Raw genomic sequence first — 23,247 nt, forward strand, 5'->3', positions numbered from 1 at the left:
CGGCAGGCCAGAGGGGGGTGCTGCCCCGCCGACCTCTCCATGCGCTCACTTCGTCTCGTTCAGCCTCTCGGCCTTGTCGAGATTGTCCTTGCCGATGACGATCGGCGTCAACAGCACCAGCTTCTCCTTCGGCTCCGTCTTGTCCCTGGCGTAGGCGACGGCGATCTGCACGGCGGTGCGCGACTGCTGGCCGGGGAACTGTTCGACCGTGCCGGCGAGCTTGCCGTCGCGGACCGCGACCAGCGCTTCCGGCAGCGCATCGAAGCCGTAGATCTTGACGTCGGTGAAGTTGCGCGCCGCGCAGGCTTCGAGCGCGCCCAGCGCCATGTCGTCATTGGCACAGACGATCGCGTCCGGCTTGCCGTTGGCGGCAAGGCCGGCTTCCGTCACCGACAGCGCCTCGGCGCGGGCGAAATTGGCGGTCTGCTCGAAGACGATCTGGTACTTGTCCTTCAAGGGATCGAGCACATTGTGCACGCCCTTGTTGCGGTCGATCGCCGGCCCGGCGCCGGGTTGGCCCTGGAGGTGGAACAGTTTCGCGCCGTTGGGGAACGCCGCCACCACGGCCTGCGCTTCCGCCTCGCCGCCCTTGACGTTGTCGGCGCCGACATGGGCGAGGATGCCCTCGACGCCGTCGACGCGGCGGTCGATCGTCACCACGGGAACGCCGGCCTTGACCGCTTCCTCGATGGCCGGCGCCAGCGCGTTGACGTCGAGCGGCGAGATCACGATGGCGTTGACCTTCTGCACCAGGGCCGCCTCGATGTCGGCGGTCTGCTTGGTGGCCGAGTTCTGGCCATCGCTCTCGGTCAGGTTGACGCCTTGCGTGGCGGCTTCCGCCTTGATCTCGTTCAGCATGTGCACGAAGAACGGAAAGCCGAGACTGGGCACCGAGCCGAGAATGGTGAGCTTGTCCTGCGCAAATACCGAGGGCGCGGCAAGCACCATCGCGCCCGCGGCCACGGACGTCATCAGGAATTCACGTCTGTTCATGGGATCCTCCTCCACAAGAACGCACGGCCCCGGAAACCGGGACGGTTTCAGGAAGGATCATGCGTCGGTTCAAAGTGTTGGAGCATCCTCCTTGCGTTTGCTAACGCATGCCGCTCCAGCTGATCGCCGTTGCAAAAACTGCCTCCCGTCGGCACCAGCAAACGGATGCTAGCCCAGGCTCAACCATTTGTGCAACATCGATATAACAGGCCCAGTCGGCAATGGTCGGAATTTGGATGAGCCGGGTGCCCAGCTTCCATTCTCCGGCGCTGGCCCTAGTTTGAACCGCGCCTGAGCCCATTCCCTGGAGACACCCGCATGAAACCGCACATCATCTGCCATATGATCGCGTCGCTGGACGGCAGTCTCCACCCGAGCCGCTACACGGCCAGCCCGGACGGAACCCGGGCCGAATGGTCGAGCCTCTACGAGTATATCCATAATGATTTTGCGGGCGACGGCTGGATCGTCGGCCGCGTCACCATGGCCGAGATGAGCAAGGCCGGCGCGCACCCGCCGGCCGATGCGGGCAAGGTCGACCGACCCTATCATGTCGCGCAAACCGGTACGGGAAGCTACGCGGTGGCGCTCGATCCATCGGGCAAGCTCCACTTTTCCAAACCCGACATTGGCGGCGACCATGTCGTGGTGCTGCTTGGGCACGATGTCGCCGACAGCCACCTGGCCGAGCTCGCTGCCGACGGCGTGTCCTATATCGTGGCGGAAACGGCTGACATGGATCTCGGCCGGATGCTCGAAGTTCTCAACCGCGAATTCGCCATTCGCCGGCTGCTGCTCGAGGGCGGCGCCGGCATCAACGGCTCCTTCTTCGCGGCCGGCCTTGTCGATGAGCTCAGCCTTCTCGTTGCTCCCGCTCTTGATGGGCGGGCGGCGAACCAGGGTTTCGTCGAATTCGGCGAAACCGGCCTCGCGGGCAAGATGCAACTGTCGCTCAAAAGCTGCGAAGCCCTCGCCCACGGGCTCGTCCATTTGCGCTACGCCGTCGGCTGACGACGCTTTATCGGCGCATCATACGTCGTACCGCATGGCCTCGAGATCGGCGATCAGCGTCGGACCGGTCGGATGCCAGCCGAGCCGCGCCTGGGTCAGCGCGCTGGAGGCCGGTAGATCCATCGGGGCGAACATTGCCATCCAGCCGAAATGCTCCGCCGCCTGTTCCGGAGCGATCGAAACCACCGGTACGTTGAGGCCCCGCCCGATCACCTCGGCGATCGCGCGCACTTCGACGCCTTCCTCGCCGACCGCGTTATAGCGCGCGCCGGGCTGCCGCTTTTCCACCGCCAGCCGGTAGAGGCGCGCCGCGTCCAGGAGATGGCCCGCCGCATAGCGGTTGCGGCCCTCGCCGACATAGGCCGAAACGCCTTTCTGGCGCACGATTTCGATGAGTGGCGTGATGAGCCCTTGCTTGGCCGGGTTGTGAACCTGCGGCAGCCGCACCACCGAGACGTTGACGCCGGCTTCCAGCAAGGCATTGCCGGCGAGTTCCGAGGCGATGCGCGGATTGGGATGGCTGGCGTTGAAGACGTCTTCGCTGGCAAGCTCGCCATGTCCGGGGCTGCCCACGCCGACGCCGGAAGTGATCACCAGCGGCCGGTCGGATCCGGCCAATGCCTGGCCGAGTGCCGCGATGACGCGGCTATCCTTCTCGCAATTCTCGACAAAGCGCGAGAAATCATGGTCGAAGGCCGTGTGGATCACCGCTTCCGCCTTCGCCGCGCCGTCGCGCAGGCCCTCGGGATCCTCGAGCGTTCCCCGATGCACTTCGGCGCCCGCCGCCGTCAGCGCTTCGGCCCCCGCTTCGGAGCGAGTGACGCCGACCACCTGATGGCCCGCCTTGATGAGCTCGGCAACGAGCGCCGAGCCGATGAAACCGGTCGCGCCGGTCAAAAAGATACGCATGCGAATTCTCCTGCACGATTGCCTGCGCAGTATCGCCGGTCTATTATTCCATTAAAGTAGTGATCTTATCGTGGTATAATGGCTAACAGGATGCCCACCAATTCCGCCGGTTCGCTCGCGGCGTTTCTGAGAGACCGGCGCACCCGGCTCGATCCGGCCTCGTTCGGATTTTCAGGGCGTCGGCGCACGCCGGGGCTGCGCCGGGAAGAGGTGGCCCAGCGCGCCAACATCAGCCCTACCTGGTACACATGGCTGGAGCAGGGTCGTGGCGGCGCGCCTTCGGCCGATGTGCTGAACCGCATCGCCAAGGGGCTGATGCTGACCGAGGCCGAGCGCGAGCATCTTTTCATGCTCGGGCTCGGACGCCCGCCCGAGGTCCGCTATATCGGCGTGGAAGGCATCAGCCCCCGGCTGCAGCGCCTCCTCGACACGCTTGAAGCGAGCCCCGCCTTGGTCAGGACCGCCACCTGGGATGTCGTTGCCTGGAACCGCGCCGCCCAGGTCGTGCTGACCGATTACAGCGCCCTGCCCGCCGACCAGCGCAACATTTTGCGCTTCATGTTCCGCAGCCCGGCCATCCGCGAAAAGCAGCACGACTGGGAAAGCCTCGCCCGTTTCGTGGTGGGCGCCTTCCGCGCCGACGCGGCGCGTGCCGGCGCGGTGTCCGAGGTACGCGAACTCGTCGACGAACTGTGCAGCGCCAGCCCCGAATTCGCCGCCCTGTGGCGCGAGAACGACGTGCTCAGCCACGGCGACGGAACCAAGCGGCTGAAGCACCCGGTGCTCGGCGACATCGAGCTGGAATATTCGGGATTCGCGGTCGACGGCCGCCCGGATCTGAGCCTGACCGTCTACAATCCGGTCGACAGCGCGGTCGCGGAGCAGATTCGCGAACTGGCCCGGCACTCCAAAGCGCAGGTGTCATCGGAGCCGGTGCGATGATCCCTGCTCCTTCCTGGAACATTCCAGAAATGCGCAGCCGGTTGCGTCCGACGATGCGTCCTTGAAACCGTTATCGCGGCGCCTCACCACCGCATCCCGCCGACAAAGTCGATGAATGCCCGTAGCGGCGCCGGGATGAGGCGGCGGCCGGGATAATAGAGGAACGGGCCGGAAAATTCCTGCCACCAGGGCTCCAGTACCGGCTCGAGCCGGCCATCGTCGAAATAGGGGCGCAGCCAGTCCTCGAACAGCGAGACGATGCCGCCGCCGGCAACCGCCACATCGAGCGCAAGCGCCATAGCCGTGCCGGTGCTGACCAGCAGCGGCCCGGTCGGCTCGACGCTCACTATCTCGCCGTCGCGCTCGAACTCCCAGGGCGGCGTCAGGCCGCTGGCGAAGCGGCCGCGCAGGCATGCGTGATCGAGGAGGTCGCGCGGATGGTCGGGCCGGCCACGCCGGTCGAGATAGACCGTTGCGGCAGCGGTGGCGAAGCGCTGCCGGCGCGGGCCGATCGGTACGGCGATCATGTCCTGCTCCAGCCGCTCGTCATAGCGGATGCCGGCATCGCAGCCGCTCGCCAGTATGTCGACGAAACTGTCCTCGGCGGTCACCTCCAGCCTTATGTCGGGATAGGCGGCAAGGAAGGGCGGCAGAAGGCGCGGCAGCACCAGTTTCGCCGCCACGACAGGCACGTTGAGCCGCAGCGTGCCGGCCGGGCGGCCGCGAAAGCCGTTGACGACATCGAGTGCTGCCTCGACCTCGCCGAGCGCGGGGCCCAGCCGCTCCAGCAGGCGTGCGCCGGCCTCGGTCGGTGCGACGCTGCGCGTGGTGCGGTTGAGGAGCCGCACGCCGAGCCCCGCCTCCAGCCGCCGCACCGTTTCGCTGAGGCTGGAGGCACTGACGCCGCTGACCCTGGCCGCCTCGCGAAAGCCGCCGGCGCGCGCCACCGCCATGAATGCCTGGAGGTCGCCCAGATCCGCCATTGTTCGCCTTTTCGCACAGCCTGTGCCGATTGCGCCATATTATCGCGCAAGCGGGCATTGTCTATATCTGGGCCGATCCACAGGAGATTGAGACCATGACTGACATCAGCAAGGCCGGAACATTCAAGCTTGGCGACCGCATCGTGAAGCGCATGGGCTACGGCGCCATGCAATTGGCCGGACCCGGCGTGTTCGGCCCGCCGAAAGACCATGACGGTGCACTCGCCGTGCTGCGCGAGGCGATGGCGAGCGGCATCGACCATATCGACACCAGCGATTTCTACGGTCCGCACGTCACCAACCTGATCATCCGCGAGGCGCTGCACCCCTACCCCGCCAACCTCACCATTGTCACCAAGGTCAGTGCTCGGCGCGGCGCCGATGCATCGTGGATCCCCGCAATGTCGCCGCAGGAACTGACGCAAGCCGTGCACGACAATCTCCGCAATCTGGGACTGGACACGATGGAGGTCGTCAACCTGCGCTCCATGCACGGCATACACGGCCCGGCCGAAGGCTCGCTCGAACCCCAACTGAATACGCTCGCCGAACTGCAGCGTCAGGGTCTGGTGCGCCATATCGGCTTGAGCAACGTCACATCAACCCAGATCGCACAGGGGCGCGGCATCGTCGACATTGTTTGCGTACAGAACCAGTACAACATCGCGCATCGCGAGGATGACGCACTGATCGACGAGCTTGCCGCGGCCGGCATCGCCTATGTGCCGTTCTTCCCGCTCGGCGGCTTCACGCCGCTGCAATCCAGCACGCTGGCCGATGTCGCGCAAAAACTCGGCGCCACGCCCATGCAGGTGGCGCTCGCCTGGCTCCTGCGTCGCGCGCCCAACATCCTGCTCATCCCCGGCACCTCGTCCATTGCGCATCTCAGGCAAAACATCGCGGCGGCGGAGCTGGAGCTGCCAGCCGACGCGCTTTCCGTGCTGAACGGGATCGCGGACGAGACCGACCAAGCGGCCTGAGCCGGCGCGACTAGCGCTTGCCGGGCGGCACCGCTGTCCGGCAAGATCCCGACCTCGGCGGCGGCTTGCGCAGCCGTCGCCGGCCATGGCATCTGGTCCGGTACAACGGATCGATCCGAAGCAGCATGGCTCCACGACCACCACGACCCGGCGTCAGCCTCAACCGCGCGCTGTCGAAGCTCGGCCTGTGCTCGCGCACGCAGGCCGAGCGGCTGATCGCCGAGGGCCGCGTGCGCGTCGGTGGCAAGGTCGCGCGCGATGCTTCCCTGCGCGTCGATATGAAGCGCGACCGCATCGCCGTCGACGACGAAAAAATCGTTGCCGAGCGCAAGGTCTATCTCATGCTCAACAAGCCGCGCGGGCTGGTCACCACCCGCGACGACCCGCTTGAGCGCGACACCGTCTATTCCTGCCTGGAACGGCTCGACCTGCCTTTCGTCTCCCCCGTCGGCCGGCTCGACAAGGCGAGCGAGGGCCTGCTGCTGATGACCAACGACACGCGCTTTGCCAACCGGCTGATGGACCCGGCCTCGCACCTGCCCAAGACCTACCATGTCCAGATCGGCACGGTGCCCGACGCCGCGGTGCTGGAAGCGCTGCGCGCCGGCGCTACCGTCGAGGGTGAAATGCTGACTGCGAACTCGATCGAGCTGCTGCGCAGCGGCGGCCGCACCGCCTGGCTGGAGATCGTGCTCCACGAGGGCCGCAATCGCCACATCCGGCGCCTGCTCGCCGCCCACGGCATTGAGGTCAAGCGCCTGATCCGGGTCGCCATTGGCAGCTTGCCGCTCGGCGACCTCGCCAAGGGTACTGCGAGGCATTTGACGCCCGACGAATTGGCGCTGCTGGCGGGATGAATAGGCGCAAGGTCGGCACTGTCGTTCGGCAGATCTGAAAATCGGCCGGCACTTCCGGCTCCTGACGGAAAGCTGTCAGGAGCCCCGGCCTATAGAAGGCCGGGAGCCAGCCGCGGCTTCGACGATCAAGGAGCCAATGCGATGAATTTCGTCTCTGTCCGCATCATCACGTCCGATGTCCAGCGCCTCGTGCGCTTCTATGGCGAGATCACCGGCATGCCGGTGACGATGTACACGGAGGACTTCGCCGAACTGGCGACGCCAGCCTGCACGCTGGCGATCGGCAGCACGCGCACCCTGATGCTGTTCGGCAGCGACATCGCCCGCCCAGCCGACAACCGCACGGCCATCATCGAATTCCGAGTCGGCGACGTCGATGCCGAATTTGCCAAGTTGGCGGAAACAATCAAGGGCGCAATTGTCCAGGAGCCTACCACCATGCCCTGGGGCAACCGCTCGCTGCTGTTCCGCGACCCCGACTGCAATCTGGTGAATTTCTTCACGCCGGTAACCGCCGAGGCGATCCGGAAGTTCGACAGCTAGGCCGCCCTACTTCCCGTTCCACTTGCGCACCACCGGCTCGCCGAGGTCATGCTCGTAGCCGAGCACGCTGATGCTGGCCGTATCGAGCACGAACAGCGCGCCGTCCTGCGGCGGCAAGCCGAGCCAGCGGGCGGTGAACACGCGCAGGAAGTGCGCGCTGGAAAAGATCAGCGTGTCGGCATTGGCCTCGCGCAGGCGATCGATGATCCTGTCGGCGCGGGCGCCCACATCGGCCGCCGTCTCGCCTTGCGGGCAGCCGTCGCGAAAGACGTTCCAGCCCGGCCGTTCGGCCAGGATTTCCCTGGTGGTACGCCCCTCATAGGCGCCGTAGTCCCATTCCTGCAGGTCGTCCATCTTGACGCTTTGCGCCCCGAAGCCGGCAAGCACGCTGGTGTTGTAGGCGCGTTGCGAGGGGCTCGACCACACGGCCGAAAACGGCAGGCCTTTCAGCCGATCCGCCACACCCCGCGCGGCCGCCTCGCCGGCTGCCGTCAGCGGCATGTCGGTGCGGCCGGTGTGCTGGCCCGACAGGCTCCACGCCGTCTCGCCATGTCGGACCAGATGGATTTGAGGAAACGCACTGCTCATGACGGGCCTTTCGAAGTTGCCGCACCTTAGAGGACGATGCGGCGAAGGGGAATCCAGCTGGCGCGAAAGTCCGGGGTGGAACGTTTGGGTGCGGTCCATGAAATGCCCACCACATTCCCTGGCCCTGATCCCCGCCGCATTGGCACAATGACTGGGCGCCGGGCATAACTATGTGTGGTCCATAGTTCACCAAGCACGATAGGTCACGATCATCATGTACAAACATCTGCTCATCGCCACCGACGGGTCGGAACTGGCCGACAAGGGCGTTGCCCACGGCCTCGGGCTGGCAAAGGGCCTCGGCGCCACCGTGACCTTCGTCACCGTCTCGGAACAATTCCCGATCTTCGCCTGGGGCGGCGCCATGGCCGGCTACGCCGCGGGCGATGGGCTGGCCGCCTATCAGGAAGAAGCCCGCAAATACGGCAAGGAGGTGCTCGACAAATGCAAGGCTTCCGCCGAGGGGCTGGGCGTGTCGGCCAAGGTCGTGCACATCGAGGACAGAAGGCCCGCCGAGGCGATCCTGGAGCTGTCGCAGACCGAACGCTGCGACCTGATTGTCATGGCCTCGCACGGCCGCCGCGGATTGGGCAGGCTGCTTCTGGGAAGCCAAACAGCGGAAGTCGTGTCCTACAGCGAAATCCCGGTCCTGGTGGTGCGGTAGGCCGGTCCGGCCAGTCGGCGTTCGGCAAGCGGTGCTCAAAACGCCGCTTCGGCCACCAGATAAAATCCCAGCGCCAAGAGCCCGGCGAAGAACACTTTGCGGAAAGTCTCGACGCTCATGCGCCGGCGCAGCGCCTGGCCGACAGCCATGCCGGCGAGCGCAGGCGCCAGCACCGCGACCGAACCCGCCAGCCCGGCCGTCGGCGAGGCCAGGGCGCCGGCCCTGAACAGCCCGATGGCCAGCGCCGCCGTCGACACGGTGAAGGACAGGCCGAGCACCTGGATCAGCTCTTCCCTGCCCAGCCGCAGCGATTGCAGGTAGGGCACCGCCGGAATGACGAAGACGCCGGTGGCGCCGGTGACCAGGCCAGTTGCCACCCCGACCAGCGGCGATAGCAAGGCCTCGTGGCGTGGCGGCGTTGAGAAGCCGGCCTTGGCGAGGCCGAGAACGGCATAGAGCATCAGTGCCACGCCGAGCGCGCCGGACGCGGCCGCCGTATGCGCGCCGGTGAGCAGGCCGGCGCCGGCAACGGTGCCGATCACCACGCCGGCCATCATCGTCCATAGCCGCCTGACGAGCCCGCCGAACGAAGGACCGGTGAATAATTGCCACAGGTTGGTAGCCAGCGACGGGATCAGCAGAAGCGTGGCCGCCTCGGCCGGCGCCATGGTCACCGCCAGCAGGCCCATCGCCACCGTCGGCAGGCCCATCCCGACCACGCCCTTGACGAAGCCGGCGGCAAGGAAGACGGCGCAGATCCAGGCGACGGCGGCGGCGCTCAGCATGATGGCGTGTCCGGCAGCGGCTCAATCATGGAGCAGCATGTCGGCAGCCTCGATCCCCGCTGCCGGCCCCGCCGGTCCGGCGGCGGCGCTGCTGACAGGGGCGGATGTCATGGCGCATCCTGGCATGCCGGAACCCGAGCGCGCCACGGCCAGAAGGGCGACGGCAACCGCCAGCAGCATCGCCGCGCTTTCAGCGATGCCGAGCCCTTGCCGGTTCGATGCTGGTTTTCTCATCTTGGACCTCCACCGAAACTGTTTGACGAAATTCGCCGTCACCCGCAATGTGGAAATCGCGGCACCAGCCTTCGGCTGAGGCGAAGGCTGGCGCCGCAAGCCGGTCGGCCCGCTGCGCCATCGATCGCGTGATAGCGGCCATCGCCCGGGCTGTCTTGCGGGAGGAAAAAGATGCGCTTCGACCTCGTCGATCTCCGGCTGTTCCTGCTGGTCGCCGAGCGCGGCAGCATCACCCATGGCGCCGAGCTCGCGGGCCTCGCGCTGGCCTCGGCCAGCGCCCGCATCAAGGGCATGGAGGACAGGCTCGGCGCGCCGCTGCTGGAGCGCCGCCGGCGCGGCGTGGTGCCGACCGCCGCCGGCCAGGCACTGCTGCACCACGCGCGCGCGGTGCAGAACCAGATCGAGGCGATGGCCGGCGAGCTCGGCGCCTATGCCACCGGACTGCGCGCGCGGGTCCGCCTGCTCGCCAACACGGCCGCCACCAGCGAGCTTCTGCGCGACAGGCTGCCGGCCTTTCTGGTCGCCCATCCCGGCATCGACATAGAGCTCGATGAGCGCCCCAGCCACGAGATCGCCGAGGCGGTGGCGAGCGGCGCCGCCGATCTTGGCATTGCCGCGACCTGGGCCGGCCTTTCCCATCTCGAACAGAAACCGTTCTTCGTTGACCGGCTGGTGGTGATCGCCGCGCGCAACCGCCCCGGGCTCGAAGGCCGCGCGACCGGCCTCGCCGACATTCTCGGTGAAACCTTTGTCGGCCTGAGCGCCGGCCATCCCTTGCAGGAGCACATCTCCCGCCAAGCCGCGCGCCTGGGCGGTCATCTGCATTTTCGCATCCGCGTGCCCGGCCTCGACAATGTCTGCAGGCTGGTGGCGCAGGGCGCGGGCGTCGCCATCGTGCCGGAAAGCACGGTGCGCCGCTCGGCGCCCAGCCTGCGCAGCCTGCGGCTGACGGACGACTGGGGAACCCGCCAGCTCAATCTCTGCGCCCGCCGCTTCGACACGTTGACGCCGCAGGCCAAGCTGTTGGTGACCGCGCTGGTGTGAAGCCGCCGCCACATGCTGAATTCGCGTGGAATCATGCCTTGCCTTTGAGGAATCCATGAAATAGCTTGTTTGCACATAGGCAAAAAAAGTCGCCTAGCTTTTTTCGTTTTATGAAAGACGGGGGACTTGCGGGAACATCTCGATCTGACCGATCGGCGGCTGGTCAAACAGCTGTCGCAGGACGCGCAGCCGGGCATCAACCGCCTTGCCGAGATTCTGGCGATCTCGGTGCCGACGGTGCGCACGCGGCTGCGCAACCTGCTCGACCGCAACCTGCTCAAGATCGTCGGGCTCCTGAACCTGACGGAGCGGCCCGAACTGATCTCGGCCATCGTCGGCATCAACGCGCAAGGGCGCGGCCGCGCCCGCGAGCTGGCGCAGCGCATTTCCGAACTGCCCTTCGTCAACTCGGCCTCGGTCGTCACCGGGCGCTTCGACATCATCGTCGACGTGACGGTGGCCGGCGACGTCGCCGATCTCTACCGCGTCACCAGCGAGTTGATCCCGGGCGCCGGCGAGCCGGGCGAGGTCGTGCGCAGCGAGACCTTCGTGGTCATGGCGTCCTGCAACAAATGGGTCAGTCTGCCGGAAGGCTGCTGGTCGGACGACAGCATTCGCAAGGAGCCGGCATGAGGATAGCGGTTCTCGAGAGCCTCGGCCTGCTCAACCCGCTGCTGCATGTGCCGGACGCGCCTTTCTTCGGCGCGTTGCCCAGGCGCGGCATCGCGGTCGCCGAAACGGCGGCCCGGCACTGAGGAGACGGATTTTCGAACGGTGGCCGCCGCTGGCAACGGCGCCGCCGCGCAAAAAGCACCCTGTAGGGTAGACAACAAGACGACAAAAGGAGGAATGCCCAATGAAACCAATGAAGATTGCCAAGCTTTTCATCGCCGGCCTCGCACTGGCCGGTCTCACCGCCGCCGCCAGCGCCGGATCGCTCGACGACATCACCAAGCGCGGCGAACTGCGTGTCGCCGTGCAGACGCAGGGACCGCCCTTCTCGCTGGTCGGCGCCAATGGCGAACGCACCGGCAGTTCCGTGGAACTGGCCGAACTGATGGCCAAGGAAATGGGCGTCAAGATCACCTTCCTCGACTTCGACTGGGACGGCCTGATCCCGGCGCTGCTTTCGGGCAAGGCCGACCTTCTGGTCGCCGACATGACGCCGACGCTGGCACGCGGCATGAAGGTCGCCTTCACCACGCCTTACATGTATACGGGCAGCACCGTCTTCACCAAGGCCGACGGCAAGTTCAAGACCACCGAGGACTGCAAGGCCAAGGGCACCAAGATCGCCGTGCTGCTCGGCGCCACCGGCGAGAAGGAAGCCAAGGCCGCCTTCCCCGATGCCGACATCAAGAGCTACAAGGGCGGCGGTCCGCTGCTGCTCGACGCCGTCAACAACGGCCAGGCCGATTGCGGCGTCAACGATGTCTCGGCGGTCAAGGGCCAGTCGACGGCCTATCCGGCCGGCACCTTCACAATCATGCCGGACCTCCTCTCGAAGGAGCCGCTTGCCTTCGCCACCCGCTATGACGAGCCGGATCTCCTGATCTGGATGAACCTGTTCCTCAACCAGGTCACCATCGACGGCCGCCTGCAGAAGAACCTCGACTACTGGGTCAATTCGGAAGACTGGAAGAAAGATCACTGATTAGGAATTAGGGATTAGTGAGTAGCGAATTAGTGAGTAGTGGATAGGGAATTCCGGATCCGCCTGCCTACTCACTACTCACTACTCACTATTCCCTACCCACCATTCACGCCCATGCTCGAGAATTTCAGCTTCCGCACCATCGTCGAATACCTGCCCCTGTTCGGGCAGGGCCTGGTCACGACCGTGTGGCTGTCGGCGCTGTCCTTTTTCGGCGCGCTCGCGGTCGGCATCCTGCTGTGCGCGATGAACCTGCAGCGCGGCTGGCTGTTTCGGGTGCCGGCCAAGGCCTATATCGACGCCGTACGCGCCACGCCCTTGCTGGCGCAGCTCTATTTTCTCTATTTCGGCCTCCCGCGCCTCGGTTTCGTGCTGCCCGAACTCGTCGTCGGCATCCTCGCGTTGTCACTGAACAGCGGCGCCTATGTCGCTGAAATCATTCGCGCCGGCATCCTGTCGATCCCGCGCGGCCAGGTTGAGGCCAGTGTTGCTTCGGGCATGACCTATGTCCAGCGCATGCGCCTGGTGGTCTTGCCGCAGGCGTTCAAGGTGACGATCCCGCCGCTGCTGGGACAAGCGATCGTGCTGGTCAAGGATTCGGCGCTCCTGTCGCTGATCTCGGTTGCCGAGCTGACGCGCGCCGGCCAGTTGCTCGCCTCCGACCGTTTCATGCCGGCGGAAGGATTTCTCACCATCGCCGCCTTCTACCTCATGCTCTATTACGGCCTCAAGGGGCTGGCGGTTCTCTCCGGCCGCTGGCTCGGCTCGGCGGGAGCGCGCATATGATCTGGCAGCAGTTGCAAAGCCTTGCGGGCAGCTATCCGCTGGCGCTGCGCGGCCTCGGCATGACCGTGGTGCTGTCGCTGATCAGCCTGGTGCTGGGCACCCTGCTCGGCTTCGGCCTCGGCATCTTGCGGACTGGCGGCAACCGGTTGATCGCCGGCGTGATCGGTGCCTGGGTAGACCTCATCCGGGGCACCCCGTTCCTGGTGCAGATATTCCTGATCTTCTTCATCTTGCCGGAGCTGGGCATCGAGCTCGACGCCTTCACCGCCGGCATCATCGCGCTGACCAACCTCGCCGCCTGCTTCATCTGCGAGATCGTCGCCGCCGGCATCCGTTCGGTTCCGACGGGCCAGGTCGAGGCGGCACTGGCGTCCGGCCTGTCGCGCTGGCAGCGCATGCGCCAGGTGGTGCTACCGCAGGCGATGCGCATCGTGCTGCCGCCGCTGGTCGGGCAATATGTGCTGCTGATCAAGGATTCTTCGGTCGTGTCGGCGATCGGCCTGACCGACCTCACCCGCGTCGGCTGGCTGGTGGTGCAGCGCGTGCCGAACGGCCTGCTGGTGTTCTTCCTCGTCGGCGTCGGCTATTTCATCGTCTGCTATCCGCTGATCATGCTCGCCCGCCGGCTCGAACGGCGCATGGGTGCCGCCCATGGCGAGGTGCAGATATGACATCGAACCCAAAGGTTCTGACCACATGACCAAAACGGGCATGATCGATTTTCGCGGCGTCAACAAATGGTTCGGCCCGCTCAACGTGCTGAGGGACATCACGCTCAGCGTCGAGCCGCGCGAAGTGGTCGTCGTCTGCGGCCCGAGCGGGTCGGGCAAGAGCACGCTTATCCGCTGCATCAACGGGCTGGAGACGATCAAGGACGGCGACCTTGTCGTCGACGGCCAGCGGCTCGGCGACCCCGCCACCAACATGACGAAGCTGCGCACCGAGATCGGCTTCGTCTTCCAGTCCTTCAACCTCTACCCGCACAAGACCGCGCTCGAAAACGTCACGCTGGCGCCGATCCATGTCCGCAAGATCCCGCGCGCCGAGGCCGAGCAGGCCGGCCGCGAACTGCTGGCCAAGGTTGGGCTTGCCGACAAGGTCAACGCCTATCCTGCGCAGCTTTCAGGCGGACAGCAGCAGCGCGTGGCGATCGCCCGCTGTCTCGGCATGCGCCCCAAGATCATGCTGTTCGACGAGCCGACATCCGCGCTCGACCCCGAGATGATTTCGGAAGTGCTCGACGTCATGGTCGCGGTTGCCGAGGAAGGCATGACCATGATGGTGGTGACGCATGAGATGGGCTTTGCCCGCAAGGTCGCCCAGCGCGTGGTGTTCATGGATGCCGGCGCCATCGTCGAAAGCGGCACGCCCGACGAGTTCTTCTCGCACCCCAGGACCGATCGCAGCCGCGCCTTCCTGAGCAAGATCCTGCGGCACTGACCGGCGCCGCCGCCTTCAAGTGACCGCCAGCACCTTGCCCGTATCGTGCTGGCGCACGAAATCCACGCGGCGGCCGTCCCAGTGGTAGCTGTAGTGCCTCCCCTGGACGGGAACGGTGATCACATCCGGCCAGAAGATGCCGATGCACTGCCCGCTTGGCATGCGCACGCTGTTCCACACCAGCCCGTCGCTGCCGGCCGCGCGCAAGGCGCGGCCTTCGGCCTGCGAGGCGGTGTAGTCGTCCGGGTCAAGCGCGCCGGGCACCGCGTTGACGTCATCGAGGTCGCGATCGACGCTGCCGATCAGCACGCGGAAATCCGCGGTCCAGCCCGGCTCCTCCTTGGTGGCGCGCATAAAATTCTGGTGGTGGTGGATGGTTTCGGCCAGCGCCACCTCCTCGCTGTCGCCGGCATAGTAGATGCCGTAGCTGCCATCGGAAAACCGCCCGGGCCGCAAGGTCGAGCAATGCACGAAGGGCGCCATCACGAAACTTGCGCCGGGTCCGGACACCCGCCTTTCGGCAGGAACCTTGCCGAGGTCGCCGAGTTCCAGCCGGATGCGCGGATTGGTCTTCTCCTCGACGGCGGCCAGCGCTTCCCAATCGCGTGGGTCGGCAATGTCCTCGAAGAGGTCGATCGGCGGATGGATGGAGCGGATGATGCGGAAGGTCTGGGGCCAGTGGACGCGGCGCCGGACCGCGAGCCCACTCACCATGCACCACGCTCCGCGTCGAGCCATTCGCGCATCGCGGCAAGGTCGGAGATTTCGCCGCGCAGCATCAGGTCGAGCGCCGACTGGCCGCCGAACGTGGCGTTGGGTTTTCGGATCCAGGCATAGCCGCGCGCCGGCTCGGTGAAGAGATAGCGCAAGCCCTTGTGGATGCCCATCAGATGCGCCATGCGGGTGCGCAGATCGCGGTCGATCCGACCGATGCCGCCTTCCTTCCAGCGCGCCCAGGTCCGCGCCGACATGCCGCCGAGCAGGATGCAGGCCTCGAGGTCGGTGAGGCCCCACGCCTTGAACAGGTTGACCGTGGTGCGCGCCAGGGCGCCCGCCTCTTCATCCGAGATGGCGCTGCCGACCGCGGCCGGCGTGGTGACGATGGACTGAAGCTGCATTTTCTGCTCCCGCTATTGGCAGACATATAGCATGTATTTGCCAATTGGCAAGGAAACAGGACCAGAGCGGCCACCTAAAAAGGTGGCGCGGCATAACAGACCAGGGTTCCTCGCCCCCACAAAGGTGGGGGAGAGGTGGCTCGGCGAAGCCGAGACGGAGCGGGGGAATGGCGCGGCGTGGATATGCCGTGAAAACCTTCCAGCGCCGCAGCCCCCTCTCCGACCGCTTCGCCGCCACCTCTCCCCCGCTTTGCGGGGCCGAGGAACCCACGTTCTGTGAGGGCGGCTCTTGTCCGCCTACTCCGCCGCCTCATACCCCGCGATACCCTTGATCTCCAGAAAATCCTCCAGCCCGTATTCGGCGTATTCGCGGCCGTTGCCGGATTGCTTGTAGCCGCCGAAGGGCAGGCCGGCGTCCCATTGGGGATAGTTGATGTAGACGTTGCCGGAGCGCATGCGCGCCGCGACGTCGCGCGCCTTCTGGATATCCTTGGCCTGGATATAGGAGGCAAGGCCGTAGACGGTGTCGTTGGCCTGCTCGACCGCCTGCTCGACCGTGTCGTAGGGCATGATGGCCAGCACCGGCCCGAAAATCTCCTCGCGCGCGATGCGCATGTCGTGGGTGACATCGGCGAACACGGTCGGCCTGACATAGTAGCCACGGTTGAGTTCGGCCGGACGGCCGGGGCCGCCCGCGACCAGCGTGGCGCCCTCGTCTATGCCGCTCTGGATCATGTCCTGGATCTTGTCGAACTGGGCCTGGCTGACGACAGGGCCGAGCTTGGTGCCGGGAGCGTCGGCCGGACCGACCACGAACTTTTCCGCCGCCGCCTTGGCGTAGGAAGCCGCCTCGTCATGACGGTCGCGTGGCACGAACATACGGGTTGGCGCGTTGCAGGACTGGCCGCTGTTGCTGAAGCAGCCGGCGACGCCCTTGGTCACGGCGGTGGCGAGGTCGACATCCGGGAACAGGATGTTGGCCGACTTGCCGCCAAGTTCCTGGTGCACGCGCTTGACGGTGTCGGCGGCGGCCTTGGCCACCAATATGCCGGCCCGGGTGGAGCCGGTGAACGACATCATGTCGATATCGGGATGGCTGGACAGCGCCTGGCCGACGCCGGGGCCGTCGCCATTGACGAGGTTGAACACGCCCTTCGGCACGCCGGCCTCGTCGAAGATCTCGGCGAAGATGATGGCGTCGAGCGGCGCGATCTCGGATGGCTTCAGCACCATGGTGCAACCGGCGGCAAGCGCCGGACCCACCTTGCAGGTGATCTGGTTCAGCGGCCAGTTCCATGGCGTGATCAGGCCGACGACGCCGATCGGCTCCTTGACGATCAGCGAGGAGCCCTTGACCTGCCGGAACTGGAAGCTCTTCAGCACTTCCGCCATCTTGGCCAGATGCGCGAGCCCGATGCCGACCTGGCTGTCGAGCGCCATCCGGCGCGGCGCGCCCATCTCGCGTGACACGGCGAGCGCAAGGTCCTGGCTGCGCTTCTTGTAGACCTCGATGACGCGGTTGAGGATGTCGAGCCGTTCCTCGACCGAGGTGAAGCCGAATGTGCCGAAGGCCCGCTTCGCGGCGACCACCGCCTTGTCGACGTCGGCCTTGGAACCAAGCGAAATCTGCGCGAAGCTATCTTCGTTCGACGGATCGATGACATCGATCGTGTTGGGCACGACAGGATCGACCCACGCGCCATCGATGTAGAACTGCAGATTGTGTGACATGATTTCTCCTGAGGGGCGCCGCACAGCCGTCCGGCGTGATATCTGGTTAGAAATAACGATGCGCGAATGGCGGTGTCAAACGCAACCCCGAACTGGTGAGCGAGCCGCGAGCGGTTGAACCAGCCGGGCGGGCGATAGCTGGAATAGAACGAGTTAAAGCAGAGTATGCCCGGCTTCGCCCAGAAGCCGTGTCGCCGCGACCCGATCGGCGGCTTTCACCAGCAGGTGATCGCCGTCGAAAGTCGACACCACGAAAATGCCCAGCTCGTTTTCCGACAGTGGCCTGATGATCGACAACACGATGCCGGTTTCATCGAAAGCGAAAGGTCCTTGGAGCTTGAAGGCGACCCACTCGTCATCCCGTTTGACGGCATCTGGAACGCGATCCTGCAGACAGACGATCGAAAGTTCATCCTCGGTTCTGGTGATGCTGACGAAGCCTGGCCCGTCCGCCCAACCGGGAATGCTCGCTCCAGGCTCGAGCCGCGAAATCGCGTACAGCCCGGGCAGTTGCTTCAGCCTGATTTTGGCAGCCATTGTCGAACTCCGATTGCGGTCTATCCAGCGAGCCTCTTGCTCATATAAACAGTCGTACCGTTCATGAACGGCTCCTCCCGGTCGATCCTATAGCCGTGCCTCTTGTAAAGCGACACATTGGCCGCGAAGGCGCCATTGGTCAGCAGGCGAAGTTCGTTGCGGCCCGCTTCGGCCGCCTTGCGTTCAGCCCGCTCCAGCAACAGCCGGCCGATCCCCCTTCCCTGCGCATGCGGTGCCACGCAGACATTCTCGATCCAGACATGATCGTCGGCCGGCATGGTTTCGATCACGCCGACGATTTCGCCCTGCTCGATCGCAAGGTCGAACTCATGCTCGGCAACGGCTATGTCATAGTCGGCACGCATGGGCAGCGGTTCGCGGCCGATCAGCGGCACCCATTTGACATAGGCCAAGCGCACGATGTCCCGGATGGCGGTGGCGTCCGCCGGCCCGGCCTGCCGGAACTGGATGGAAGGATTGATGCTCATCGAGAGGCTCCAGACATGAAAAGCCCGCCGGCGGTTTCGCGGGCGGGGCTGGGAAGAACGAACCGGAATTAACGGGCCACTCCTCGTCGTCGCGCAATCATGCCGCCTCGCAGTGTACAGGTTCGGCGTCGCATGACATTGGCGCGGGGAAGAACGAACATGGCGCCAAGCTGGCGCAGCATGAGTGGCCCGTCAAGGTAACGCCAAGCCACCTTCTGGCGGTGCCCCAGCCTCTTTACCGCGCTGCCTCACCAACCCTGATTAGAGGCATGCCGTATCGGCCCTGGCCGACGACCGCATTTTGGTCACGTAAGCCGGAAAACCGTCCTGAAAAATCGATCATTCTAACGAAAATAATTCATTGGAAAGATTAGTTGGGGAATGGCATTCCCCGGGCGAAGTCGCCTGGAGCATGACGTTGTCTTCCTTATCCCACATTGCGAACGATATTCCAAAAAGCCTGACTTCCGCCGAACCCGCGCAGCGCCGCAAGGCGCTCGACTCGACCAAGGCCGGACCCGTGCCCGGTATGATATTGGTCGCGATGATCACTGCGGTGGCCTTCTCGGCTCGCAACGTCTCCGGCTTTGCCCTGTTCAGCCCGATGATAATAGCCGTCGTCGCCGGCATGATCTACTCCAACGTGCTCGGCACGCCGACGCACGCCAAGGCCGGCATCGCGTTTTCGCAGCGCCGGCTGCTGCGCTTCGCCATAGTGCTGCTCGGTTTCCAGCTGACGCTCGGCCAGGTGGTGTCGATCGGCGCCGGCGGTGTCGGCATCGTGGCAGCCACCCTTGGTGCCACCTTCGTCTTCACCATCACGCTCGGCCGGCTGATTGGCGTCGACGCGAAACTGGCGCAGCTGATCGCCGCCGGCACCTCGATCTGCGGTGCCTCGGCAATCGTGGCCACCAACATCGTCACCGACGCGCGCGACGAGGACGTCACCTACGCCGTCGCCTCGATCACCTTGTTCGGCACCGTCGCCATGCTCGGCTTCCCGCTGCTGGCGCCGCTGCTCGGCCTCGACCAGCATGCTTTCGGCCTGTGGGCGGGCGCCTCGATCCATGAGGTGGCGCAGGTCATCGGCGCCGGCTTCCAGAACGGCACCCAATCGGGCGAGATCGCCACCGTCGCCAAGCTCACCCGCGTCGCCATGCTGGCGCCGATGGTCATCGCGCTGGGCCTGATGGCGCGCCGCAAGAGCAGCAGCGACCAGCAGGCGGCGCGCCCGCCCATGCCATGGTTCGTCGCCGCCTTCGTCGCCGTCGTGGCTCTGAACAGCCTTGTCGCGATACCCGCCGAAGTGAAATCGGCGATGGCGCTCGCCACCACCATCATGCTGACCATGGGGCTGGCCGCCATGGGCCTGCAGGCCGATATCTCGCAGCTGCGCTCGCGCGGCCTGCGCCCGCTGGCGCTCGCCTTCTCGGCCTTCCTATTCATCGGCGGCTTCAGTCTGATGCTGGTGAAGTTGGCCTAGGCCCCAAAGGTAGCGCTCTACGGCGCCCCTTCTGTCCGGCAGGAAAGCGCCTAATCCTCGAACGAACTCGCCGCCACATAGATCGCGGCCAGTGTTTCGATGCCGGCCTGGTCCGCCTTGTCGAAGCGGCCGGGCAGCGGGCTGTCGAGATCGAGCACGCCGAAGACGCCTTCATCGTCTTCGAGAAGCACGACCAGTTCCGAACGCGAATCGGCGTCGCAGGCGATGTGGCCGGGGAAATCGTGCACGTCCTTGATAAGCATCGAGGTGCCGAGTTCGACCGCCGTGCCGCATACGCCCTTGCCTACGGCAATGCGCACGCAGGCCGGCTTGCCCTGGAACGGACCCAGCACCAATTCCTCGTCCGAGGCCAGGAAATAGAAGCCCGCCCAGTTGAGATCGGGCACCATCTGGAAGATCAGCGCCGCGGTGTTGGCGGCATTGGCGATCGAGTCGCCCTCGCCCTCGAGCAGCGCCTTCAGTTGCGCGGCAAGATCGCGGTAGAACGCGGCCTTGTCCGAAGTGTCGATGGCTTTGGCTGCGAACATGGCTTGTCTCCGAACTGAGAATCGCGGTTCCGTTTTCCGCAGGCGCTCTGCACCAAACGACCACCGGAACAGTCTACCGTGAATCCTACCCGCCACGAAAGCCGCAAGATCAGGATCGCTGCCGGCGTCATCGCGGATGCGTCGGGCCGGCTGCTTTTGGTGCGCAAGCGCGGCACCAGCGCCTTCATGCAGCCCGGCGGCAAGATCGAGCCGCGCGAGGCCCCGCTCGACACCCTGGTGCGCGAACTGCGCGAGGAACTCGGATTGGCGGTCGACCCCGCCACCACCTCCTGGCTCGGCCTGTTCTCGGCCACGGCCGCCAACGAGCCGGACAGCACGGTCGAGGCGGAATTGTTCGCGCTCTCCATCGACGGCCAGCCGATAGCCGCCGCCGAGATCGAGGAGATCATCTGGCTGGAGCCCGGCTCGACCAATTCCGTCGAACTTGCGCCGCTGACGCGCGATGTGGTGCTGAGGTTGAGCGGAATGTAGCGGCGGCGGCGCCGCTATTACATCGGACGCTTGGGGTCGCCCTTTTGTGGCGTTGCCGGGTCGGGCTCGGATTTCTTGTGCTTGTCGGCGGCAATCCTGCGGATGCGGTCGAAGCGGCTTTCCTCTGTCGTTTCGGTCGTGACGACCGTCTGTGGCTTCTGCACGAACACGATCATGGATCGATCTCCTGGGCCAGAGGCTTGCGCGCCGGGGGAGAATCCCCCGGCGATAGTCGTCTCGCCTGCGGCAAAGGCCGGTTCGGCGAGATACGGATCAGGTCTGAAAGACGGCTTTTATGAAACCACCTTCGCGAGCCGGCCGAATCCTAGTAGCCGCCCATGCCGCCACCGCCGCCCGCAGGCGCGGCATCCTTGGCCGGAATGTCCGAGATCATCGCTTCGGCGGTGATCAAAAGCGCGGCGATCGAGCCGGCATCCTGCAACGCGGTGCGCACCACTTTCGCCGGATCGACGATGCCCGCCTTGATCATGTCGACATACGCCTCGTTCTGGGCATCGAAACCCTGGTTGTGATCCTTGCTGTCGGAGAGCTTGCCGACGACAACGGAGCCTTCAACGCCCGAATTCTCGGCGATCTGGCGGAGCGGCGCTTCGAGTGCCCTGAGCACGATCGAGATGCCGGCGGTGACATCGGCATTGGCGCCGTTCAGGCCGGCAAGCGCCGTCCTGGCACGCAGCAGGGCCACGCCGCCGCCCGGCACGATGCCTTCCTCGACCGCCGCGCGCGTGGCGTTCAGCGCGTCGTCGATGCGATCCTTCTTTTCCTTGACTTCCGACTCGGTGGCGCCGCCGACGCGGATGACGGCAACGCCGCCGGAGAGCTTGGCCAGCCGCTCCTGCAGCTTCTCCTTGTCATAGTCGGAGGTGGTTTCCTCGATCTGGCCCTTGATCTGGGCGACACGCGCCTGAATGGTCGCCTTGGTGCCGGCGCCGTCGATGATCGTGGTGGTGTCCTTTTCGATCAGCACGCGCTTGGCGCGGCCGAGCATCTCGATGGTGACGTTCTCCAGCTTGATGCCGAGATCCTCGGAGATCATCTGGCCGGATGTGAGCACCGCGATGTCTTCCAGCATCGCCTTGCGGCGGTCGCCGAAGCCCGGCGCCTTGACGGCCGCGACCTTGAGGCCGCCGCGCAGCTTGTTGACGACCAGCGTCGCCAGAGCCTCGCCTTCGACGTCCTCGGAGATGATCAGCAGCGGCCTGCCGCTCTGCACCACCGCTTCGAGGATCGGCAGCATTGCCTGCAGATTGCCGAGCTTCTTCTCGTGGATTAGAATATAGGGCTCTTCCAGCTCCGCGCGCATCTTGTCGGCATTGGTGACGAAATAGGGCGAGAGATAGCCGCGGTCGAACTGCATGCCTTCGACGACGTCGAGTTCGGTGTTCGCGGTCTTGGCTTCCTCGACGGTGATGACGCCGTCATTTCCGACCTTGTCCATCGCCTTGGCGATCATCTCGCCGACGCTGGCATCGCCATTGGCGGCGATTGTGCCGACCTGCGCGATCTCGGCCGACGATTTGACCTTCTTGGCCTTCGCCTTGATTTCCACGACGACGGCCGCGACGGCCTGGTCGATGCCGCGCTTGAGGTCCATCGGGTTCATGCCGGCGGCAACCAGCTTGGCGCCTTCGCGCAGGATCGAGGCGGCCAGCACCGTGGCAGTGGTGGTGCCGTCGCCGGCGAGGTCGTTGGTCTTCGAGGCCACTTCGCGCACCATCTGCGCGCCCATGTTCTCGAACTTGTCGGCAAGCTCGATTTCCTTGGCGACGGTGACGCCGTCCTTGGTGATGCGCGGCGCCCCATAGGCCTTGTCGATGATGACGTTGCGGCCCTTGGGGCCGAGCGTGACCTTGACCGCATTGGTGAGGATCTCGACGCCGCGCAGCATACGGTCGCGCGCATCGGTGGAGAATTTGATTTCCTTGGCAGACATGATTTTATCCAGTTCGCATTTGGAGTGGAGCCGTCACCGCGCAGAGGCGCGGCGCTTCAGTCAGGCGGCCTTCTTGGCTTCGATGCTCTTTTCGATAACGCCCATGATGTCGGCTTCCTTCATGATCAGAAGATCCTCGCCGTCGATCTTGACCTCCGTGCCCGACCATTTGCCGAACAGGATCAAGTCGCCGGCCTTGACGTCGAGCGGAACAAGTGCGCCGTTTTCGTCGCGGGCGCCGGGACCAACCGCGATCACTTCGCCTTCCTGCGGCTTTTCCTTGGCATTGTCGGGAATGATGATGCCGCCCTTGGATTTGATATCGCCTTCGGCGCGCCGGATGACGACGCGGTCGTGGAGTGGCCGAAATTTCATGAGAACTTCTTTCTGGGGCCGGCATAGGCGGCCGCCCCCTTCTATAGGCTCTTTGGCACTCGATAGATAGGAGTGCCAAAATTTATTCCGAGCGGATATTGAATAACC

Annotated in this window: 30 protein-coding genes; 15 read left to right on the forward strand and 15 right to left on the reverse strand. The window is 65.3% G+C overall.

Annotation, left to right across the window (positions count from 1 at the left end; translation table 11 throughout):
* Window positions 1–45: 45 nt before the first annotated feature.
* Window positions 46–993 (reverse strand): substrate-binding domain-containing protein, encoded by a 948-nt coding sequence (locus FJ428_RS05660; RefSeq protein WP_140499137.1) that lies wholly within the window; start codon window positions 991–993, stop codon window positions 46–48.
* Window positions 994–1,311: 318 nt separating this feature from the next.
* Here FJ428_RS05660 and FJ428_RS05665 point away from each other — a divergent pair, with 318 nt between their 5' ends.
* The gene (locus FJ428_RS05665) at window positions 1,312–2,004 is read left to right on the forward strand and encodes a RibD family protein (protein WP_140499138.1); all 693 of its coding nucleotides are present in this window, start codon (window positions 1,312–1,314) and stop codon (window positions 2,002–2,004) included.
* Window positions 2,005–2,022: 18 nt separating this feature from the next.
* Here FJ428_RS05665 and FJ428_RS05670 read toward each other — a convergent pair whose 3' ends face one another.
* Window positions 2,023–2,913, reverse strand: coding sequence for an SDR family oxidoreductase (locus FJ428_RS05670; RefSeq protein ID WP_140671060.1), 891 nt, complete (start codon window positions 2,911–2,913; stop codon window positions 2,023–2,025).
* A 90-nt stretch (window positions 2,914–3,003) separates the two neighbouring features.
* Here FJ428_RS05670 and FJ428_RS05675 point away from each other — a divergent pair, with 90 nt between their 5' ends.
* Window positions 3,004–3,855 (forward strand): helix-turn-helix transcriptional regulator, encoded by an 852-nt coding sequence (locus FJ428_RS05675; protein WP_181167222.1) that lies wholly within the window; start codon window positions 3,004–3,006, stop codon window positions 3,853–3,855.
* 83 nt (window positions 3,856–3,938) lie between these two features.
* Here the strand turns inward: FJ428_RS05675 and FJ428_RS05680 are convergent, their stop codons facing one another.
* The gene (locus FJ428_RS05680) at window positions 3,939–4,838 is read right to left on the reverse strand and encodes a LysR family transcriptional regulator (RefSeq protein ID WP_140516211.1); all 900 of its coding nucleotides are present in this window, start codon (window positions 4,836–4,838) and stop codon (window positions 3,939–3,941) included.
* Between the two features lie 95 nt (window positions 4,839–4,933).
* On the opposite strand from FJ428_RS05680, the gene FJ428_RS05685 reads away from it, so the two are divergent.
* The 3 genes from FJ428_RS05685 to FJ428_RS05695 all read left to right on the forward strand — a co-directional run bounded on the left by FJ428_RS05685 (window position 4,934) and on the right by FJ428_RS05695 (window position 7,218).
* A complete protein-coding gene (locus FJ428_RS05685; protein ID WP_140671064.1) occupies window positions 4,934–5,818 on the forward strand; it encodes an aldo/keto reductase family oxidoreductase in 885 nt (294 codons plus the stop codon).
* Between the two features lie 125 nt (window positions 5,819–5,943).
* Window positions 5,944–6,675 (forward strand): pseudouridine synthase, encoded by a 732-nt coding sequence (locus FJ428_RS05690; protein WP_140671066.1) that lies wholly within the window; start codon window positions 5,944–5,946, stop codon window positions 6,673–6,675.
* Window positions 6,676–6,816: 141 nt separating this feature from the next.
* Window positions 6,817–7,218, forward strand: coding sequence for a VOC family protein (locus FJ428_RS05695; RefSeq protein ID WP_140516217.1), 402 nt, complete (start codon window positions 6,817–6,819; stop codon window positions 7,216–7,218).
* A 6-nt stretch (window positions 7,219–7,224) separates the two neighbouring features.
* On the opposite strand, the gene FJ428_RS05700 is transcribed toward FJ428_RS05695, so the two are convergent.
* On the reverse strand, window positions 7,225–7,806 hold the full coding sequence (locus FJ428_RS05700) for a histidine phosphatase family protein (protein ID WP_140879053.1): 582 nt from the start codon (window positions 7,804–7,806) through the stop codon (window positions 7,225–7,227).
* A 214-nt stretch (window positions 7,807–8,020) separates the two neighbouring features.
* Here FJ428_RS05700 and FJ428_RS05705 point away from each other — a divergent pair, with 214 nt between their 5' ends.
* Window positions 8,021–8,470 carry a universal stress protein gene (locus FJ428_RS05705; protein WP_140556341.1) on the forward strand — a complete coding sequence of 150 codons (450 nt, stop codon included), beginning with the start codon at window positions 8,021–8,023 and terminating at the stop codon, window positions 8,468–8,470.
* 35 nt (window positions 8,471–8,505) lie between these two features.
* Here FJ428_RS05705 and FJ428_RS05710 read toward each other — a convergent pair whose 3' ends face one another.
* Together FJ428_RS05710 and FJ428_RS05715 are read right to left on the reverse strand one after the other, a co-directional pair.
* Window positions 8,506–9,255, reverse strand: coding sequence for a sulfite exporter TauE/SafE family protein (locus tag FJ428_RS05710; protein WP_140671069.1), 750 nt, complete (start codon window positions 9,253–9,255; stop codon window positions 8,506–8,508).
* 21 nt (window positions 9,256–9,276) lie between these two features.
* Entirely contained in the window at window positions 9,277–9,489 is a 213-nt protein-coding gene (locus FJ428_RS05715; protein WP_140671071.1) for a hypothetical protein, read from the reverse strand.
* 171 nt (window positions 9,490–9,660) lie between these two features.
* Between FJ428_RS05715 and FJ428_RS05720 the strand changes: the two genes are divergently transcribed.
* From FJ428_RS05720 to FJ428_RS05745, 7 genes are all read left to right on the forward strand, one after another.
* Window positions 9,661–10,533: a LysR substrate-binding domain-containing protein gene (locus FJ428_RS05720; protein ID WP_140879054.1), complete on the forward strand. Its 873-nt coding sequence runs from the start codon at window positions 9,661–9,663 to the stop codon at window positions 10,531–10,533.
* Between the two features lie 126 nt (window positions 10,534–10,659).
* Window positions 10,660–11,166 carry an Lrp/AsnC family transcriptional regulator gene (locus tag FJ428_RS05725; protein WP_140499160.1) on the forward strand — a complete coding sequence of 169 codons (507 nt, stop codon included), beginning with the start codon at window positions 10,660–10,662 and terminating at the stop codon, window positions 11,164–11,166.
* Window positions 11,163–11,288, forward strand: coding sequence for a hypothetical protein (locus FJ428_RS30860; protein WP_263486587.1), 126 nt, complete (start codon window positions 11,163–11,165; stop codon window positions 11,286–11,288). The genes FJ428_RS05725 and FJ428_RS30860 overlap by 4 nt, the downstream gene beginning before the upstream one ends.
* Before the next feature lie 110 nt (window positions 11,289–11,398).
* On the forward strand, window positions 11,399–12,187 hold the full coding sequence (locus FJ428_RS05730; RefSeq protein WP_140781857.1) for an ABC transporter substrate-binding protein: 789 nt from the start codon (window positions 11,399–11,401) through the stop codon (window positions 12,185–12,187).
* Window positions 12,188–12,301: 114 nt separating this feature from the next.
* Window positions 12,302–12,973: an amino acid ABC transporter permease gene (locus FJ428_RS05735; RefSeq protein WP_140499162.1), complete on the forward strand. Its 672-nt coding sequence runs from the start codon at window positions 12,302–12,304 to the stop codon at window positions 12,971–12,973.
* Entirely contained in the window at window positions 12,970–13,644 is a 675-nt protein-coding gene (locus FJ428_RS05740; protein ID WP_140499164.1) for an amino acid ABC transporter permease, read from the forward strand. The genes FJ428_RS05735 and FJ428_RS05740 overlap by 4 nt, the downstream gene beginning before the upstream one ends.
* Before the next feature lie 25 nt (window positions 13,645–13,669).
* Window positions 13,670–14,413, forward strand: a complete 744-nt coding sequence (locus FJ428_RS05745) for an amino acid ABC transporter ATP-binding protein (RefSeq protein ID WP_140499166.1) — start codon at window positions 13,670–13,672, stop codon at window positions 14,411–14,413.
* Window positions 14,414–14,428: 15 nt separating this feature from the next.
* Here FJ428_RS05745 and FJ428_RS05750 read toward each other — a convergent pair whose 3' ends face one another.
* The 5 genes from FJ428_RS05750 to FJ428_RS05770 form a co-directional block, all read right to left on the reverse strand.
* Window positions 14,429–15,127: an RES family NAD+ phosphorylase gene (locus FJ428_RS05750; RefSeq protein WP_140879055.1), complete on the reverse strand. Its 699-nt coding sequence runs from the start codon at window positions 15,125–15,127 to the stop codon at window positions 14,429–14,431.
* Window positions 15,121–15,531 (reverse strand): MbcA/ParS/Xre antitoxin family protein, encoded by a 411-nt coding sequence (locus FJ428_RS05755; RefSeq protein WP_140499170.1) that lies wholly within the window; start codon window positions 15,529–15,531, stop codon window positions 15,121–15,123. Before FJ428_RS05755 ends, FJ428_RS05750 begins: the two co-directional genes overlap by 7 nt.
* Before the next feature lie 297 nt (window positions 15,532–15,828).
* The gene (locus FJ428_RS05760) at window positions 15,829–17,262 is read right to left on the reverse strand and encodes an aldehyde dehydrogenase family protein (protein WP_140499172.1); all 1,434 of its coding nucleotides are present in this window, start codon (window positions 17,260–17,262) and stop codon (window positions 15,829–15,831) included.
* A gap of 153 nt (window positions 17,263–17,415) precedes the next feature.
* Entirely contained in the window at window positions 17,416–17,799 is a 384-nt protein-coding gene (locus FJ428_RS05765; RefSeq protein WP_140879056.1) for an ACT domain-containing protein, read from the reverse strand.
* Between the two features lie 20 nt (window positions 17,800–17,819).
* Entirely contained in the window at window positions 17,820–18,287 is a 468-nt protein-coding gene (locus FJ428_RS05770; protein WP_140879057.1) for a GNAT family N-acetyltransferase, read from the reverse strand.
* A 418-nt stretch (window positions 18,288–18,705) separates the two neighbouring features.
* Here FJ428_RS05770 and FJ428_RS05775 point away from each other — a divergent pair, with 418 nt between their 5' ends.
* Complete coding sequence (locus FJ428_RS05775) at window positions 18,706–19,770, forward strand: YeiH family protein (protein ID WP_140879058.1); 1,065 nt, start codon at window positions 18,706–18,708, stop codon at window positions 19,768–19,770.
* A gap of 50 nt (window positions 19,771–19,820) precedes the next feature.
* Here the strand turns inward: FJ428_RS05775 and FJ428_RS05780 are convergent, their stop codons facing one another.
* Window positions 19,821–20,318 (reverse strand): GAF domain-containing protein, encoded by a 498-nt coding sequence (locus FJ428_RS05780; RefSeq protein ID WP_140499180.1) that lies wholly within the window; start codon window positions 20,316–20,318, stop codon window positions 19,821–19,823.
* Window positions 20,319–20,396: 78 nt separating this feature from the next.
* On the opposite strand from FJ428_RS05780, the gene FJ428_RS05785 reads away from it, so the two are divergent.
* Window positions 20,397–20,810 carry an NUDIX domain-containing protein gene (locus FJ428_RS05785; RefSeq protein WP_140622843.1) on the forward strand — a complete coding sequence of 138 codons (414 nt, stop codon included), beginning with the start codon at window positions 20,397–20,399 and terminating at the stop codon, window positions 20,808–20,810.
* A 17-nt stretch (window positions 20,811–20,827) separates the two neighbouring features.
* Here FJ428_RS05785 and FJ428_RS30210 read toward each other — a convergent pair whose 3' ends face one another.
* The 3 genes from FJ428_RS30210 to FJ428_RS05795 form a co-directional block, all read right to left on the reverse strand.
* Window positions 20,828–20,986 (reverse strand): hypothetical protein, encoded by a 159-nt coding sequence (locus tag FJ428_RS30210; protein ID WP_181167223.1) that lies wholly within the window; start codon window positions 20,984–20,986, stop codon window positions 20,828–20,830.
* A 149-nt stretch (window positions 20,987–21,135) separates the two neighbouring features.
* Entirely contained in the window at window positions 21,136–22,764 is a 1,629-nt protein-coding gene (groL, locus tag FJ428_RS05790; RefSeq protein ID WP_140582610.1) for a chaperonin GroEL, read from the reverse strand.
* A gap of 60 nt (window positions 22,765–22,824) precedes the next feature.
* On the reverse strand, window positions 22,825–23,139 hold the full coding sequence (locus tag FJ428_RS05795) for a co-chaperone GroES (RefSeq protein WP_140499186.1): 315 nt from the start codon (window positions 23,137–23,139) through the stop codon (window positions 22,825–22,827).
* Between the last annotated feature and the right edge of the window lie 108 nt (window positions 23,140–23,247).

Source organism: Mesorhizobium sp. B2-8-1, from assembly GCF_006440955.1.
Taxonomy (GTDB): Bacteria; Pseudomonadota; Alphaproteobacteria; order Rhizobiales; family Rhizobiaceae; genus Mesorhizobium.

What these genes read in the sequence shown, in the direction of transcription:
- FJ428_RS05660 (WP_140499137.1), bottom strand. Translation starts at nt 993, where the DNA reads ATGAACAGACGTGAATTCCTGATGACGTCCGTGGCCGCGGGCGCGATG.
- FJ428_RS05665 (WP_140499138.1), top strand. Translation starts at nt 1,312, where the DNA reads ATGAAACCGCACATCATCTGCCATATGATCGCGTCGCTGGACGGCAGT.
- FJ428_RS05670 (WP_140671060.1), bottom strand. Translation starts at nt 2,913, where the DNA reads ATGCGTATCTTTTTGACCGGCGCGACCGGTTTCATCGGCTCGGCGCTC.
- FJ428_RS05675 (WP_181167222.1), top strand. Translation starts at nt 3,004, where the DNA reads ATGCCCACCAATTCCGCCGGTTCGCTCGCGGCGTTTCTGAGAGACCGG.
- FJ428_RS05680 (WP_140516211.1), bottom strand. Translation starts at nt 4,838, where the DNA reads ATGGCGGATCTGGGCGACCTCCAGGCATTCATGGCGGTGGCGCGCGCC.
- FJ428_RS05685 (WP_140671064.1), top strand. Translation starts at nt 4,934, where the DNA reads ATGACTGACATCAGCAAGGCCGGAACATTCAAGCTTGGCGACCGCATC.
- FJ428_RS05690 (WP_140671066.1), top strand. Translation starts at nt 5,944, where the DNA reads ATGGCTCCACGACCACCACGACCCGGCGTCAGCCTCAACCGCGCGCTG.
- FJ428_RS05695 (WP_140516217.1), top strand. Translation starts at nt 6,817, where the DNA reads ATGAATTTCGTCTCTGTCCGCATCATCACGTCCGATGTCCAGCGCCTC.
- FJ428_RS05700 (WP_140879053.1), bottom strand. Translation starts at nt 7,806, where the DNA reads ATGAGCAGTGCGTTTCCTCAAATCCATCTGGTCCGACATGGCGAGACG.
- FJ428_RS05705 (WP_140556341.1), top strand. Translation starts at nt 8,021, where the DNA reads ATGTACAAACATCTGCTCATCGCCACCGACGGGTCGGAACTGGCCGAC.
- FJ428_RS05710 (WP_140671069.1), bottom strand. Translation starts at nt 9,255, where the DNA reads ATGCTGAGCGCCGCCGCCGTCGCCTGGATCTGCGCCGTCTTCCTTGCC.
- FJ428_RS05715 (WP_140671071.1), bottom strand. Translation starts at nt 9,489, where the DNA reads ATGAGAAAACCAGCATCGAACCGGCAAGGGCTCGGCATCGCTGAAAGC.
- FJ428_RS05720 (WP_140879054.1), top strand. Translation starts at nt 9,661, where the DNA reads ATGCGCTTCGACCTCGTCGATCTCCGGCTGTTCCTGCTGGTCGCCGAG.
- FJ428_RS30860 (WP_263486587.1), top strand. Translation starts at nt 11,163, where the DNA reads ATGAGGATAGCGGTTCTCGAGAGCCTCGGCCTGCTCAACCCGCTGCTG.
- FJ428_RS05730 (WP_140781857.1), top strand. Translation starts at nt 11,399, where the DNA reads ATGAAGATTGCCAAGCTTTTCATCGCCGGCCTCGCACTGGCCGGTCTC.
- FJ428_RS05735 (WP_140499162.1), top strand. Translation starts at nt 12,302, where the DNA reads ATGCTCGAGAATTTCAGCTTCCGCACCATCGTCGAATACCTGCCCCTG.
- FJ428_RS05740 (WP_140499164.1), top strand. Translation starts at nt 12,970, where the DNA reads ATGATCTGGCAGCAGTTGCAAAGCCTTGCGGGCAGCTATCCGCTGGCG.
- FJ428_RS05745 (WP_140499166.1), top strand. Translation starts at nt 13,670, where the DNA reads ATGACCAAAACGGGCATGATCGATTTTCGCGGCGTCAACAAATGGTTC.
- FJ428_RS05750 (WP_140879055.1), bottom strand. Translation starts at nt 15,127, where the DNA reads ATGGTGAGTGGGCTCGCGGTCCGGCGCCGCGTCCACTGGCCCCAGACC.
- FJ428_RS05755 (WP_140499170.1), bottom strand. Translation starts at nt 15,531, where the DNA reads ATGCAGCTTCAGTCCATCGTCACCACGCCGGCCGCGGTCGGCAGCGCC.
- FJ428_RS05760 (WP_140499172.1), bottom strand. Translation starts at nt 17,262, where the DNA reads ATGTCACACAATCTGCAGTTCTACATCGATGGCGCGTGGGTCGATCCT.
- FJ428_RS05765 (WP_140879056.1), bottom strand. Translation starts at nt 17,799, where the DNA reads ATGGCTGCCAAAATCAGGCTGAAGCAACTGCCCGGGCTGTACGCGATT.
- FJ428_RS05770 (WP_140879057.1), bottom strand. Translation starts at nt 18,287, where the DNA reads ATGAGCATCAATCCTTCCATCCAGTTCCGGCAGGCCGGGCCGGCGGAC.
- FJ428_RS05780 (WP_140499180.1), bottom strand. Translation starts at nt 20,318, where the DNA reads ATGTTCGCAGCCAAAGCCATCGACACTTCGGACAAGGCCGCGTTCTAC.
- FJ428_RS30210 (WP_181167223.1), bottom strand. Translation starts at nt 20,986, where the DNA reads ATGATCGTGTTCGTGCAGAAGCCACAGACGGTCGTCACGACCGAAACG.
- groL (WP_140582610.1), bottom strand. Translation starts at nt 22,764, where the DNA reads ATGTCTGCCAAGGAAATCAAATTCTCCACCGATGCGCGCGACCGTATG.
- FJ428_RS05795 (WP_140499186.1), bottom strand. Translation starts at nt 23,139, where the DNA reads ATGAAATTTCGGCCACTCCACGACCGCGTCGTCATCCGGCGCGCCGAA.